This is a genomic window from Methyloversatilis sp. RAC08, assembly GCF_001713355.1.
Lineage (GTDB): Bacteria > Pseudomonadota > Gammaproteobacteria > Burkholderiales > Rhodocyclaceae > Methyloversatilis.
Genome location: NZ_CP016448.1, coordinates 312,840 through 326,660 on the forward strand (window position 1 = coordinate 312,840; position 13,821 = coordinate 326,660).

Consider the following 13,821-nt stretch of genomic DNA (forward strand, 5'->3'; position numbering starts at 1 on the left):
TAAAGACAATTACAGACATGACATCCCGACTGCTGCACTGGATAGACCTCAACATCCTGTCGCTCGGGCGCGACATGCGCCTCTCCTACCTGCCGCCGCTGATGGTCTACATGGCGGCCGGCATCCAGGGCCTGACCGGCATCGTCGGCACCTTTTTCGTCAAGGACTACCTCGGTCTGTCGGCGGAGTTTCTCGCCGCACTGGGTTTCTGGGTCGGCATTCCGTGGGCGCTGAAGATCCCGATGGGCCATCTGGTCGATCTGGTCTGGCGCTACAAGAGCCTGCTGATCTATCTGGGCGCGAGCATCATCGCCGCCAGCCTGCTGATCATGGCCGGGCTGATCGCCGAACGCGATGCGATGGCCGCCATCCTGCCTATCAACACCTGGTTCGTGCTGAGCGCGCTGCTCAGCCCTATCGGCTACGTGCTGCAGGACGCGGTGGCCGATGCGATGACGGTCGAGGCGGTACCGCACGTCGAGGACGACGGCACGCCGGTCACGCCCGCACGCCTCAAGCTGATGCACACCACGATGCAGACGCTCGGCCGGGTTGCCATCATCGGCGGCAGCGTGCTGGTGGCACTGGTGAACCTGTATCTGTTCTCCGGCACCGAAGCGCTGCCGGAAGCGGAAAAGGTGCTGCTGTATCGCGACATCTACCTGATGGCGCTGGTCATTCCGGCGGTGTCGGTGGCCGGGGTCGCCTTCGCGGCGCTGCTCAAGATGCGTCACATGCGGGCGCACATGGCGCGCGGCCTGTCGCGCGCCGAAGCGGCGGCGCTGCTGCGCGACCCGGACGGCAACACCGCACCCAACTGGTGGATCATCGGCGGCAGTGCGGCTTTCGTGGCCTTCACGCTGACGATGGGGCTGTCGAACCTGAAGTGGAACCAGGAAATCATCTTCGTCGGATCGTTCATCATCATCGCCTTCCTGATGGCGAAGCTCACGCGTGAACTGGACACCACGGCACGCAACACGCTGATCGGCACCGCGCTGGTCATTTTCATGTTCCGCGCGACCCCGGGTACCGGTCCGGGTGTGTCGTGGTGGTCGATCGACGTGTTGGGCTTCGACCAGGCCTTCTTTTCGGTGCTGTCGCTGATCGCCAGCTCGCTGACGCTGATCGGCATGTTCCTGTTCCGCCGCTTCATGGCCGAGCGGTCCATCCTGTACGTCGTGGGTTTTCTGACTGCGGCCAGCTTCGTGCTATCGCTGCCCACGCTGGGCATGAGCATGGGCCTGCACGAGTGGACGGCAAGCGTGACCGGCGGCGTTGTGGATGCGCGCTTCATCGCGGTGATCGACACCGCGCTCGAGTCGCCGCTGGGCCAGATTTCGATGATTCCGATGCTGGCCTGGATCGCCAATTCGGCACCGGCCCATCTGAAGGCGACCTTCTTCGCGGTGATGGCATCGTTCACCAATCTGGCGCTGTCGGCCAGTCAGCTCGGCACCAAATATCTGAATCAGATCTTCACGCTGGCGCGCGAAGTCAAGGACCCGGCAACCGGTGCTGTGGTGACCGCTGCGAACTACAGCGACCTCACATCACTGCTGCTGACCGTGGTCGCCATCGCCGTGCTCATGCCGGTCAGCGCCATCCTGATCGCCCGCGCGCTGCACCTGCGCAGCGCGTAGCACAAGGGCACGATTCATCGTCCGCACGGAGCGTGCCGACGCGGCCTGACCGGCGCTGCCCGTGGGAGCTTGCTGTGGGAGCTTGCTGTGGGAGCTTGCTGTGGGAGCTTGCTGTGGGAGCTTGCTGTGGGAGCTTGCTGTGGGAGCTTGCTGTGGGAGCTTGCTGTGGGAGCTTGCTGTGGGAGCTTGCTGTGGGAGCTTGCTGTGGGAGCGGCGGCCTCGCCGCGATCAGTGCAGCGATGGTCGATGATCAGCGCGCGCATCGCGGCGAGGCCGCCGCTCCCACAGGCGCCGCTCCCACAGGAGCCGCTCCCACAACCTCCTGCGACTGCCGCTGCCACCGCCGCCGCTTCCGTAGCGGCGGCAATACGGGTTAAATGCCGGCAGTGCCGCCGGCGAAATCCACCCGGTGCGGCGACGCGAGGTATTCGCGCGTGCGCATTTCGATCAGGCGGCTGACCGTACGGGTGAATTCGTTGGCATTCGGGCCGTCGGTATACAGCAGGTGTGCCTCGACTTCGGCCGACAGGATGAGCTTGACCCGGAAGTCATACAGCACGTCGACCAGCCACGTGAAGCGGCGCGCCTCGTTGGACTTTTCGCGACTCATCTTCGGCACGTCGGACAGGACGAAGGAGTGGAAGCGACGTGCCAGTTCGAGGTAGTCGTTCTGCGAACGCGGACCGCCGCAGATCTCCTGGAAGTCGAACCAGACCGCGCCGAGCGAACAGGCGTGCGTCTTCAGCGTGCGACCGAGGATGTCCAGCGTGCCGTCGGAAGATGGCTCGCCGCACAGCTCGCGGAAATCCGCTTCCAGCCGCCGGTCGGCGTCGGCACCGTTGGGCACCATGTAGATGTCCATGCGTTCGAGCGAGCGCAGCCGGTAGTCAATGCCGGCATCGAGTTCGAACACTTCGAGCTTCTTCTTCAGCAGTTCGATGGTGGGCAGGAAGTTCTGCCGCTGCAGCCCGTTCGGGTACAGGCCGTCGGGTGGATAGTTGGACGTGGCGACCAGCACCACGCCACGCTCGAACAGTGCTTCGACCAGTCGGCCGAGAATCATCGCGTCGGCGATGTCGGACACGTGGAATTCGTCGAAGCACAGCAGCCGGGCGGACTGCGCAAGATCATCGGCCACCCGGGCCAGTGGATCGGACTCCGACTTGTGCTGTTTCAGTGCGGCGTGCACCTGCTGCATGAAGGCGTGGAAATGCACGCGACGCTTGCGTCGATAGGGCACGGCGTCGAAGAAGCAATCCATCAGGAAGCTCTTGCCGCGACCGACGCCGCCCCAGAAATAGACGCCACGCGGCGGCTGCGCGCGCGACAGCAGCTTGCGCAGCTGGGTCCGGCGCGCCGCCTTGAAACCGAGCAGTTCGGTGTAGAGCTGCTGCAGCCTCAGGGCGGCGGCGCGCTGCGACGCGTCGGCCTGGTAGCCGTGCGTTTTGAGTGCCGCCTCGAAGGCGTCCATCATGCCCCGTTCGGGCACCTGGAGAATTTCGTGCGGCATCGCCCGGTGTCAGAAGTGCAAAGGTCGCTTGTCGCAGGCCAGCGCAGCTTCGTGCATGACCTCCGACAGCGTGGGGTGGGCATGGCAGATGCGGGCGATGTCTTCCGAGCAGGCACCGAATTCCATCGCCACGACCGCCTCGGCGATCAGCTCCGAAGCGTTGTTGCCGATCACGTGCACACCGAGGATGCGATCGGTTTCGGCGCAGGCGTACATGCGCACGAAGCCGGTGGTGTCACCCTGTCCCAGCGCGCGGCCATTCGCGGCGAACGGAATCTGGCCCGCCTTGAATTCGATGCCGGCCGCCTTGAGCTGCGCCTCGGTCTTGCCGACCCAGGCGATTTCCGGATGGGTGTAGATGACCCAGGGCACCGTGTCGTGATTGACATGACCTTTCTGGCCAGCGATGCATTCGGCCACCATGACCCCCTCTTCCATGCCCTTGTGCGCCAGCATCGGGCCCGGCACGACGTCACCGACCGCCCACACGTTGGCGAGGTTGGTCCGGCACTGTTCATCGACCTCGATGAACCCGCGGTCGCTCACCTTCAGACCGACCGCGTCGGCGTTCAGGCCGTCGGTATTCGGAATGCGGCCGACCGACACGATCAGGCGGTCGCATTCGAGCACCTTCTGCTCGTCCTTCAGTTCGTACTCGACGCGCACGCCATCGGCCGTGCGTTCGACCTTGCCGATCTTCACGCCCAGCTTGATGCCGAGTTTCTGCTTCGCGGTGAAGGTTTTCCAGGCTTCCTTGGTGATGGCCGCGTCGGCTGCCGAGAGAAAGTCCGGTGCTGCTTCGAGGATGGTCACTTCGGCGCCGAGACGCTTCCACACGCTGCCCAGTTCCAACCCGATCACGCCGGCGCCGATGACGCCCAGACGCTTCGGCGCACCGTCAAACGCCAACGCACCTTCGTTGTCGCAGATCACCTCGTTGTCGACCGGAATGTCCGGCAGATGGCGGGCACGCGAGCCGGTCGCCACGACGACGTGCTTTGCCAGCACGTGTTCGGTCTCGCCATTGCGCGTCACGGCGATCTTCCACTTTTCATCCTCGCGGCCGGCGAAACTGCCCAGACCGCTCAGCAGCGTCACCTTGTTCTTCTTGAACAGGCCGCGGATGCCGCTGGTCAGCTGATCGACGATGTTGTTCTTGCGCTTCATCATCACGCCGACGTCCATGCGCGGCGAATCGACGGAAATGCCATGCATCACGAAGCTGTGATTGGCCTGCTCGAACAGCTCCGACGACTGCAGCAGCGCCTTGGACGGAATGCAGCCCACGTTCAGGCAGGTGCCGCCGAGACGCACCTCGCCTTTCGGGTCGGCGTAACTGTTGTACTCGATGCAGGCGGCATTCAGGCCGAGCTGGGCGGCACGAATCGCTGCGACATATCCGCCGGGACCGGCACCGATCACGACGACATCAAATTCCTTGGACATCCAGATTTGCTCCACAAAAAACAGATTCAAGCATCAGGATGCAAGGGAGGGATCTCCACTTGCATCCTGCATCTTTCGACTTGAATCAGGTTCAGACGTCAAACAGCAGGCGCGCCGGATCTTCCAGCGCTTCCTTCATCGTCACCAGACCGAGCACCGCCTCGCGACCGTCGATGATGCGGTGGTCGTAGGACATGGCGAGATAGTTGATCGGACGGATCACCACCTGGCCGTTTTCTGCGACCGGCCGGTCCTTGGTCGCATGCACGCCCAGGATGGCCGACTGCGGCGGGTTGATGATGGGCGTCGACAGCATCGAGCCGAACACGCCACCATTCGAGATCGAGAAGGTGCCGCCGGTCAGTTCTTCCATCGACAGCTTGCCGTCCTTCGCCTTCTGGCCGAATTCGGCGATCTTCATTTCGATGTCGGCGAAGCTCATCTGGTCGGCGTCGCGCAGGATGGGCACGACCAGACCGCGCGGGCTGCCGACGGCGATGCCGATGTCGAAGAAACCGTGATAGACGATGTCGTTGCCGTCGATCGAGGCGTTCAGCAGCGGGAACTTGCGCAGCGCCTGCAGCGCCGCCTTCACGAAGAACGACATGAAGCCGAGCTTGACGCCGTGCGTCTTCTCGAACTTCTCGGCGTACTTCTTGCGCAGGTCCATGACCGGCTGCATGTTCACTTCGTTGAACGTGGTCAGGATGGCGTTCTGCGCCTGCGACTGCAGCAGGCGCTCGGCGACGCGGGCGCGCAGGCGCGACATCGGCACGCGCTGCTGCGGCCGGTCGGCCAGCAGCTCGTCGAGCCGGACCGGAACCGGCGGCTGCGGCAGTGCCGCGACAGCCGGTGCCGGCGCGGCAGCGGCACGTGGCGCGGCGGGCGCGGCGGCCGGTGCGGGTGCTGCGGCACCGACGGCATCCGGCTTGGTGATGCGGCCACCGCGACCGGTGCCCTGCACATCACCACCCGCCAGGCCGCGTTCGTCCATGATCTTGCGCGCTGCCGGACTGGCCGGCGCCGACGAGGACGCGCTGGCGCTTGCCACCGCAGCGGCAGCAGGTGCAGCGGCAGGCGCTGCCGCTGCTGCCGGTGCCGCCGCGGCAGCCTTGCCTTCGGTGTCGATCTGCGCGATCAGCTCGCCGCTGGTCACCAGGGCGCCGTTCTGCTTGATGATGGCAACCAGCACGCCAGCCTCCGGCGCGGGGGTTTCCAGCACCACCTTGTCGGTTTCGATGTCGATCAGGTTTTCGTCACGGGCGACCGCTTCGCCCACCTGTTTGTGCCAGCTGACCAATGTGGCTTCGGCCACCGATTCGGACAGCTGCGGAACCTTCACTTCGATAAGCATTTGATCCTGTCTCCCTGTCGGGGGCGTCTCAGCGCCCCACTCCTGCGAACGCTGCTTCGATGACCGCCTTCTGCTGAGCCTGGTGCTTGGCGGCATAGCCGACCGCCGGCGAGGCTGCCGCAGGCCGTGATACCAGTTCCAGCTTCATGTCTCCCACTGCCTTGCCCAGGTGCTGACGCGAAATGAGCCAGTACCACATGCCCTGATTGCGCGGCTCTTCCTGCACCCAGGTGATGCCCTTCGCCTTCGGATAGCGTGCAACCTGCGCGCTCACCTCTGCCGACGGGAAGGGATAGGGCTGTTCAAGCCGTACGATGGCGACGTTCTTGATGTCGTTCGCACGACGGTGCGCCAGAAGTTCGTAGTAGATCTTGCCGCTGCACATGATGATGCGTTCGACCTTCTTGTCGTCCAGCGCATCGACTTCCGGAATGACCGGCTGGAAGCGGCCGTTGGCCAGTTCGTCGAGCGACGACACGGCGTCCTTGTGACGCAGCAGCGACTTCGGCGTGATGATGACCAGCGGCTTGCGCACCTTGCGCAGCATCTGGCGGCGCAGCAGGTGGAAAATCTGCGCCGGCGTGCTCGGAATCGTCACCTGCCAGTTGTTCTCGGCCGACAACTGCATGTAGCGCTCGATGCGCGCCGACGAATGCTCCGGGCCCTGACCTTCGAAGCCGTGCGGCAGCATCATCGCGAGCCCGCACAGACGACCCCATTTCGCTTCGCCCGAGGCGATGAACTGGTCGAACACGACCTGCGCACCGTTGGCGAAGTCGCCGAACTGCGCTTCCCACACCACCAGTTCGTTCGGTTCGGTCGTGGCATAGCCATAGTCGAAGGCCAGCACGGCTTCTTCCGACAGCACCGAATCGATCACCACGCACGGCGCCTGGTCTTCCTGCAGGTGCTGCAGCGGCATGTAGTTGCCGCTGTCCCACTTCTCGCGCCTCTGGTCGTGCAGCACGGCATGGCGGTGGAAGAAGGTGCCGCGGCCGACGTCTTCGCCGGACACGCGCACGCCGTAGCCTTCGACCAGCAGGGTCGCGTAGGCGAGGTTCTCACCCATGCCCCAGTCGACCGGCTGGGTGCCCTGCGCCATGGCAGCGCGGTCATCGATGATCTTCTGCACCCGCGAATGCAGCGCGAAGCCGTCAGGTACCGTCGTCAGGCGCTTGCCGAGGCGTGCCAGCTCATCCTTCGGCACGCGCGTGTCGCACTCGTCGGTGTAGGGCTGCTTCAGGAACGGCGTCCAGTCCACCGCGAAGCGGCGCTGATGATTGGTCAGCACCGGGTCCTGCGCCAGCCGGCCTTCGTCGAGCGCGGCACGGTAGTCGGCGATCATCTGCTCCGGCTCCTGCTCGCCGATCACCGCCTGCGAAATGAGACGGTCGGCGTAGATCTTGCGCGTACCCGGGTGTGCCGCAATCTTCTTGTACATCAGCGGCTGGGTCACCATCGGCTCGTCCTGCTCGTTGTGGCCGAGCTTGCGGTAGCAGATGATGTCGATCACGACATCCTTCTTGAATTCGGCGCGGAATTCCATCGCCATGCGCGTCACGTAGGCCACTGCCTCCGGGTCGTCGCCATTGACGTGGAAAATCGGTGCTTCGACCATCTTGAAGATGTCGGTGCAGTACAGCGACGAACGGTAGTCACGCGGATCGGAGGTGGTGAAGCCGATCTGGTTGTTCACGATGATGTGCACCGTGCCGCCGACGCCGTAGCCGCGCGTCTGCGAGAAGTTCAGCATTTCCTGATTGACACCCTGGCCGGCCACGGCCGCATCGCCGTGCAGGATGACCGGAATGACCTGGGTGCCGCTCTTGTCGCCGCGGCGGCGCTGGCGGGCATACACCGAACCGACCACCACCGGATTGACGATTTCCAGGTGCGAAGGGTTGAATGCCAGCGTCAGGTGCACAGGGCCGGACGGCGTATTCACATCGGACGAGAAACCCATGTGGTACTTGACGTCGCCGGCCGACAGGTCGGACGCCGCCTTGCCCTCGAATTCCGAGAACAGCATCGACGGCGCCTTGCCCAGCGTATTCACCAGCACGTTCAGCCGGCCGCGGTGCGCCATGCCGATGACGATTTCCTGTGCGCCCTGCGCGGCTGCCACACGCACCAGTTCGTCCATGGCGACGATGGTCGATTCGCCGCCTTCGAGCGAGAAGCGCTTCTGGCCCACATACTTGGTATGCAGGTAGCGTTCCATCGTTTCGGCGGCCGTCACGCGTTCCAGGAAGCGCTTGCGGTCTTCGACCGAGTAGCCGTAGTTGCCGCGCATCGGCTCCAGCCGCGCCTGGATCCAGCGTTTGTGAGCGATGTCCGTCATGTACATGTATTCGGCACCGACGCTGCCGCAATACACCTGACGCACCGCTTCCAGTATCTCTCGCAGGCTGGCGCGGTCATCCGGCGGGAAGCGGAACGAACCGGTGCTGAATACGTCGCCCAGATCGGCTTCGGTGAAGCCGTAGTGCGACGGCTCCAGTTCGGAAATATCGGGCCGTTCGGCGCGCTTGAGCGGATCGAGCTGCGCCCAGCGATTACCGAGGAAGCGGTAGGCATTGATCATCTGCAGCACGCCGACCTGACGCTTGTCGTCGGCGGCCGGGCCGGCGGAGCGGGTCGGACCGCGCTTGGCCAGTTCGGCAAACGACGCCACGACCGGCGCATGCGCCACATCGGCGGCGGCGCCTGGCAGGTGCTGAAGGGATTCGAAGTAGCTGCGCCAGGCATCCGGAACGGAACCCGGATTGGCGAGATAGGACTCGTACAATTCCTCGACAAAGGGCGCATTGCCCCCGAAGAGGTAGGAATGACTCAACATCTGCATCATGACTCGCTCCCCCGCCCGGGGTTGCCCGGGCTTGTTATGGCGATGCCCACGCGGTCGGATCGCGGTGCACCTGTCGTGCTCCGTACCCTCGCGTCTCGTGGACGTCGAGAAGGCCTGCTGCATGCGGTTGTTTATGTTCACCCTGCGGTCTCCGCATGACCGCAGGGTGTGTTTCGCTGCTACCCCCGATCAGGGCTTGATGTCGCGTCGTGCCGGGCCGACGTAGAGCTGGCGCGGACGACCGATCTTGTATTCCGGATCGGTGATCATTTCGTTCCACTGCGTGATCCAGCCGACCGTACGGGCCAGCGCGAAGATGCAGGTGAACATCGAGGTCGGAATGCCGAGCGCCTTCTGCACGATGCCCGAGTAGAAGTCGACGTTCGGGTACAGTTTCTTCTCGATGAAGTACTCGTCTTCCAGCGCGATGCGTTCCAGTTCCATCGCCAGCTTGAACAGGCGGTCGTTCTGCAGGCCGAGTTCGGTCAGCACTTCGTGGCAGGTCTGGCGCATCAGCTTGGCGCGCGGATCGAAGTTCTTGTAGACGCGGTGTCCGAAGCCCATCAGCTTGAAGCTGTCGTTCTTGTCCTTGGCGCGTGCAATGAATTCGGGCACACGCGACACGTCACCGATTTCTTCCAGCATCTGCAGGCAGGCTTCGTTCGCCCCGCCATGCGCCGGACCCCACAGGCAGGCGATGCCTGCCGCGATCACTGCATACGGGTTGGCGCCCGACGAGCCGGCCAGACGCACGGTCGAGGTCGAGGCGTTCTGCTCGTGGTCGGCGTGCAGCGTGAAGATGCGGTCCAGCGCCTTGACCAGCACCGGATTCGGCTTGTACTCCTCGCACGGCGTGCCGAACATCATGTACATGAAGTTGCCGGCGTAGCACAGGTCGTTGCGCGGGTACATGAAGGGCTGGCCGACCGAGTACTTGTACGCCATGGCGGCGATCGTCGGCATCTTGGCGATCAGGCGATTGATCGAAATGTCGCGATGCGCCTGATCGGAAATGTCCATGCCGTCATGGTAGAAGGCGGACAGCGCGCCGACCACACCGGCCATGATGGCCATCGGGTGGGCATCGCGGCGGAAGCCGGCGTAGAAGCGCGCCAGTTGTTCGTGCAGCAGTGTGTGACGCTTGATCTGGCTGACGTATTCGGCCTTTTCTTCGACGTTGGGCAGTTCGCTGTTCTTCAGCAGGTAACACACGTCGAGGAAGTCGCAGTGCTCGGCCAGCTGTTCGATCGGGTAGCCGCGATACCACAGCTCGCCCTTGTCGCCGTCGATGTAGGTGATGGTCGACTTGCAACTTGCGGTGGAGAGGTAACCGGTGTCATAGGTGAACATGCCGGTCTTGGCATACATCGAACGGATATCCACCACATCAGCGCCAGCGACGCCGCTCATGATCGGGAACTCGGTGGTCTGACCTTCGATGGTCAGCGTAGCAGTGCGTTGATTTGTCATGTCTAACCTCTTCACTTCCTCAAAATGGCCCGGATCGACTCCGTTGCGCTCTCACGCTGCACGCAACAGGTCAACCATCCCCTTCAGACGCGTCTCCTCGCACTGCTCGCGTCCGCTGACAATCGCCAACAAGGTGATGTCGTCGTAATGGAGCAGTTCGAACAACTCTGCCCTCTGGTCTTTGGTCAAGCTTTCAAGATGATGCTCGATGAAGCGCTGCAGGATCAGGTCGAGCTCGAGCAAGCCACGTCGGCAATGCCAGAGCAGCCGACCGGGGCTGACCTGCTGATCGTTCGCGCTGTCCATGCTCAGACGGCCCGGCGGACCATCATGTCCTTGATCTTGCCGATGGCGCGCGTCGGGTTCAATCCCTTCGGGCATACATCGACGCAATTCATGATGGTATGGCAACGGAACAGTCGGTACGGATCTTCAAGGTTGTCGAGCCGTTCGCTGGTCGCCTGGTCGCGCGTGTCGGCGATGAAGCGGTAGGCGGCAAGCAGACCGGCCGGGCCGACGAACTTGTCCGGATTCCACCAGAAGGACGGGCAGGAGGTCGAGCAGCATGCGCACAGGATGCACTCGTAAAGGCCGTTCAGTTCCTCGCGATCTTCCGGCGACTGCAGGCGCTCGCGCTCGGGCGGGTGCTCCGGGTTGATCAGGTAGGGCTTGATCGAGTGGTACTGCTTGAAGAACTGGGTCATGTCGACGATCAGGTCGCGCACCACCGGCAGGCCCGGCAGCGGACGCAGCACGATGGGCGTGGCGATCGAATCCATGTCGGTCAGACAGGCCAGACCGTTCTTGCCGTTGATGTTCATGGCATCCGAGCCACACACGCCTTCGCGGCAAGAGCGACGGAACGACAGCGTGTCATCCACATCCTTGAGTTTGGTCAGCGCGTCGAGCAGCTTGCGTTCGGTGCCGTCGAGCTCGAGCGAGATCGACTGCATGTAGGGCTTCTCGTCGCGGTCCGGGTCGTAGCGGTAGATACTGAATTCGACAGTACGGGCGGTCATGCTGTGATCCTCAGTAAGCGCGCTTCTTCAGCGCGATGGTGTCAACGGTCAGCGGCGTCATGTTCACCGGCTTGTAGTCGAGCTTGTTGCCTTCGCGATACCACAGCGTGTGCTTGAGCCAGTTGGCGTCGTCGCGGCCGTCCGGAAACTCCGGGCTGTCGATCGCGTCGTCACGCACGTGGGCACCGCGCGATTCGGTACGCGCATTGGCCGACACCATGGTCGCCTTGGCGACCTCGATTAGGTTGTCCAGTTCGAGCGCTTCAAGACGCGCGGTATTGAATACCTTGGACTTGTCCTTGATTTCGGTGTTGGCCACCTGCTGTTCGATCTCGGTGATCTTGCTGACACCTTCTTCCAGCATGTGCTTGAAGCGGAACACGCCGCAGTGGGCCTGCATCGTGCGCTGCATCGCCAGCCGGGTCGCACCGACGGCGGTGCCGCCGGTTTGCGTTTCGAGCCGGTTCAGGCGCGACAGCGAGTAGTCGGCCGCGTTGGCCGGCAGCGGCTTGTGCGCCGCCGGTTGCGACTTGATGAACTCGACCATCGACTCGCCGGACGACTTTCCGAACACCAGCAGATCGAGCAGCGAATTCGTGCCGAGGCGATTCGCGCCATGCACCGACGCGCAGGCGCACTCGCCGGCCGCGTAGAAACCGGGTACCGGCTCACTCGGGTTGCCGTTCTTCGGCACGACGACTTCGCCGTGGTAATTGGTCGGGATGCCGCCCATCTGGTAGTGACAGGTCGGTACCACCGGCAGCGGCTCCTTGATCGCGTCTACGCCGGCAAACTGGATGCCGATTTCGCGGATGCCCGGCAGGCGCTTCATGATGGTGGCCGGATCGAGGTGGGTGATGTCCAGCATCACGTGGTCCTTGTTCGGACCACAGCCGCGACCTTCGTTGATTTCGGTCACCATGGCGCGTGACACCACGTCACGCGACGCCAGATCCTTGGCGTTCGGCGCGTAACGCTCCATGAAGCGCTCGCCATCGGAGTTGCGCAGGATGCCGCCTTCGCCGCGCACGCCTTCGGTGATCAGCACGCCCGCGCCGGCCACACCGGTCGGGTGGAACTGCCAGAACTCCATGTCTTCCAGCGGAATGCCGGCGCGTGCCGCCATGCCTGCACCGTCGCCGGTGTTGATGAAGGCATTGGTCGAGCTGTAGTAGATGCGGCCGGCACCGCCCGTGGCGAACAGCACCGCCTTGGCGTGAAAGATGTAGACCTCGCCGGATTCCATTTCCATCGCGGTCACGCCGACCACGTCACCTGCTTCGTCGCGGATCAGGTCGAGCGCCATCCATTCGATGAAGAACTGGGTGTTGGCCTTGACGTTGCGCTGATACATCGCATGCAGCATCGCGTGACCGGTACGGTCGGCGGCCGCACAGGAGCGGCGCACCGGCTTTTCGCCGAAGTTCGACATGTGCCCGCCGAACGGGCGCTGATAGATCTTGCCGCTGTCCGTCCGGTCGAACGGCATGCCGTAGTGTTCCAGTTCGATGACGACTTCGTTGGCCTTGCGGCACATGAATTCGATCGCATCCTGATCGCCGAGCCAGTCGGACCCCTTGATCGTGTCATACATGTGCCAGTGCCAATGGTCTTCCTCGGAATTGCCGAGCGAGGCGGCCACGCCGCCTTGCGCCGCCACCGTATGGGAACGGGTCGGAAACACCTTTGACAGGACCGCCGTGCGAAGACCGGCTTCCGACAACTGGATCGCGGCGCGCAGGCCGGCTCCGCCGGCGCCAACGATCACTGCGTCAAACTTGCGAATGGGTGTGCTCACTTACAGTCTCCACAAAACTTGCGCTGCCCAGCCCAGATAGCCGATCAGCAACAGCAGGGTCACCGCATGCAGCACGAGGCGCACGCTGGTGGGCTTGATGTAGTCCATGTAGATGTCGCGCACGCCGACCCAGGCGTGATACATCAGTGACGCAAAGAACAGGAAGGTCGCGAAACGCATGAACCCACCCGCGAACAGACCACGCCAGTTGTCGTAGTTCAATTCGCCCATGAAAAGCACGCCAACGGCGAACATCAATGTGTAAACCGCCATCACGACCGCAGTGATGCGCTGGCCCAGCCAGTCCTTCAGCCCGTAATGGGCACCGACAACAACCCGAGTCACCACAGTTTCACCCCCAGAATCACGGTAAGCGTCAAGCTCACGACCAGCACTGCAACAGAACTTTTGCGTGCGGCAGCCAGTTCCAGTCCCTGGTGCATGTCAAGCAGCAGGAAACGGATGCCGGCGCAGAAATGGTGCAGATAGGCCCACATCAGGCCCAGCAGCAGGAGCTTTACAAGCGGGTGGCCCACCACTGCGCTGAAGGTATCGAAGGTTTCCGGCGAGCCGAGACTGGCGGCGAACAACCACAGCAGCAGCGGCAGACAGAGGAACAGTCCGGCACCGCTGACCCGGTGCAGGATGGACACGATGCCCGGGATCGGCAGCCGTATCGCGGTCAGCTGCAGGTGTTTCGGTCGGGTCTTGCTGGCTGTATTGGCCATCTGGC

11 protein-coding genes are annotated in these 13,821 nt (G+C 63.3%); 1 reads left to right on the top strand and 10 read right to left on the bottom strand.

The features are described from left to right. The first annotated feature begins 17 nt into the window (after window positions 1–17). Entirely contained in the window at window positions 18–1,643 is a 1,626-nt protein-coding gene (locus BSY238_RS01465) for a hypothetical protein (RefSeq protein ID WP_069037588.1), read from the top strand. Window positions 1,644–2,016: 373 nt separating this feature from the next. On the opposite strand, the gene zapE is transcribed toward BSY238_RS01465, so the two are convergent. The 10 genes from zapE to sdhC form a co-directional block, all read right to left on the bottom strand. After that, window positions 2,017–3,153, bottom strand: coding sequence for a cell division protein ZapE (gene zapE, locus BSY238_RS01470; RefSeq protein ID WP_069037589.1), 1,137 nt, complete (start codon window positions 3,151–3,153; stop codon window positions 2,017–2,019). Between the two features lie 9 nt (window positions 3,154–3,162). Continuing rightward, the gene (gene lpdA / locus BSY238_RS01475) at window positions 3,163–4,599 is read right to left on the bottom strand and encodes a dihydrolipoyl dehydrogenase (RefSeq protein WP_069040371.1); all 1,437 of its coding nucleotides are present in this window, start codon (window positions 4,597–4,599) and stop codon (window positions 3,163–3,165) included. Between the two features lie 91 nt (window positions 4,600–4,690). After that, entirely contained in the window at window positions 4,691–5,953 is a 1,263-nt protein-coding gene (odhB, locus tag BSY238_RS01480; protein WP_069037590.1) for a 2-oxoglutarate dehydrogenase complex dihydrolipoyllysine-residue succinyltransferase, read from the bottom strand. A 28-nt stretch (window positions 5,954–5,981) separates the two neighbouring features. Further along, complete coding sequence (locus BSY238_RS01485; RefSeq protein ID WP_069037591.1) at window positions 5,982–8,801, bottom strand: 2-oxoglutarate dehydrogenase E1 component; 2,820 nt, start codon at window positions 8,799–8,801, stop codon at window positions 5,982–5,984. A gap of 189 nt (window positions 8,802–8,990) precedes the next feature. Then, window positions 8,991–10,271, bottom strand: a complete 1,281-nt coding sequence (gltA, locus tag BSY238_RS01490) for a citrate synthase (protein ID WP_069037592.1) — start codon at window positions 10,269–10,271, stop codon at window positions 8,991–8,993. Window positions 10,272–10,322: 51 nt separating this feature from the next. Further along, entirely contained in the window at window positions 10,323–10,577 is a 255-nt protein-coding gene (locus tag BSY238_RS01495) for an FAD assembly factor SdhE (RefSeq protein ID WP_069037593.1), read from the bottom strand. Window positions 10,578–10,579: 2 nt separating this feature from the next. Beyond that, window positions 10,580–11,290 carry a succinate dehydrogenase iron-sulfur subunit gene (locus BSY238_RS01500; RefSeq protein WP_069037594.1) on the bottom strand — a complete coding sequence of 237 codons (711 nt, stop codon included), beginning with the start codon at window positions 11,288–11,290 and terminating at the stop codon, window positions 10,580–10,582. Between the two features lie 10 nt (window positions 11,291–11,300). Beyond that, complete coding sequence (sdhA, locus tag BSY238_RS01505) at window positions 11,301–13,088, bottom strand: succinate dehydrogenase flavoprotein subunit (protein WP_069037595.1); 1,788 nt, start codon at window positions 13,086–13,088, stop codon at window positions 11,301–11,303. Beyond that, complete coding sequence (gene sdhD / locus BSY238_RS01510) at window positions 13,089–13,436, bottom strand: succinate dehydrogenase, hydrophobic membrane anchor protein (protein ID WP_069037596.1); 348 nt, start codon at window positions 13,434–13,436, stop codon at window positions 13,089–13,091. After that, window positions 13,430–13,816 (bottom strand): succinate dehydrogenase, cytochrome b556 subunit, encoded by a 387-nt coding sequence (gene sdhC, locus BSY238_RS01515; RefSeq protein ID WP_069037597.1) that lies wholly within the window; start codon window positions 13,814–13,816, stop codon window positions 13,430–13,432. Before sdhC ends, sdhD begins: the two co-directional genes overlap by 7 nt. Window positions 13,817–13,821 lie beyond the last annotated feature (5 nt).

What these genes read in the sequence shown, in the direction of transcription:
- BSY238_RS01465 (WP_069037588.1), top strand. Translation starts at nt 18, where the DNA reads ATGACATCCCGACTGCTGCACTGGATAGACCTCAACATCCTGTCGCTC.
- zapE (WP_069037589.1), bottom strand. Translation starts at nt 3,153, where the DNA reads ATGCCGCACGAAATTCTCCAGGTGCCCGAACGGGGCATGATGGACGCC.
- lpdA (WP_069040371.1), bottom strand. Translation starts at nt 4,599, where the DNA reads ATGTCCAAGGAATTTGATGTCGTCGTGATCGGTGCCGGTCCCGGCGGA.
- odhB (WP_069037590.1), bottom strand. Translation starts at nt 5,953, where the DNA reads ATGCTTATCGAAGTGAAGGTTCCGCAGCTGTCCGAATCGGTGGCCGAA.
- BSY238_RS01485 (WP_069037591.1), bottom strand. Translation starts at nt 8,801, where the DNA reads ATGATGCAGATGTTGAGTCATTCCTACCTCTTCGGGGGCAATGCGCCC.
- gltA (WP_069037592.1), bottom strand. Translation starts at nt 10,271, where the DNA reads ATGACAAATCAACGCACTGCTACGCTGACCATCGAAGGTCAGACCACC.
- BSY238_RS01495 (WP_069037593.1), bottom strand. Translation starts at nt 10,577, where the DNA reads ATGGACAGCGCGAACGATCAGCAGGTCAGCCCCGGTCGGCTGCTCTGG.
- BSY238_RS01500 (WP_069037594.1), bottom strand. Translation starts at nt 11,290, where the DNA reads ATGACCGCCCGTACTGTCGAATTCAGTATCTACCGCTACGACCCGGAC.
- sdhC (WP_069037597.1), bottom strand. Translation starts at nt 13,816, where the DNA reads ATGGCCAATACAGCCAGCAAGACCCGACCGAAACACCTGCAGCTGACC.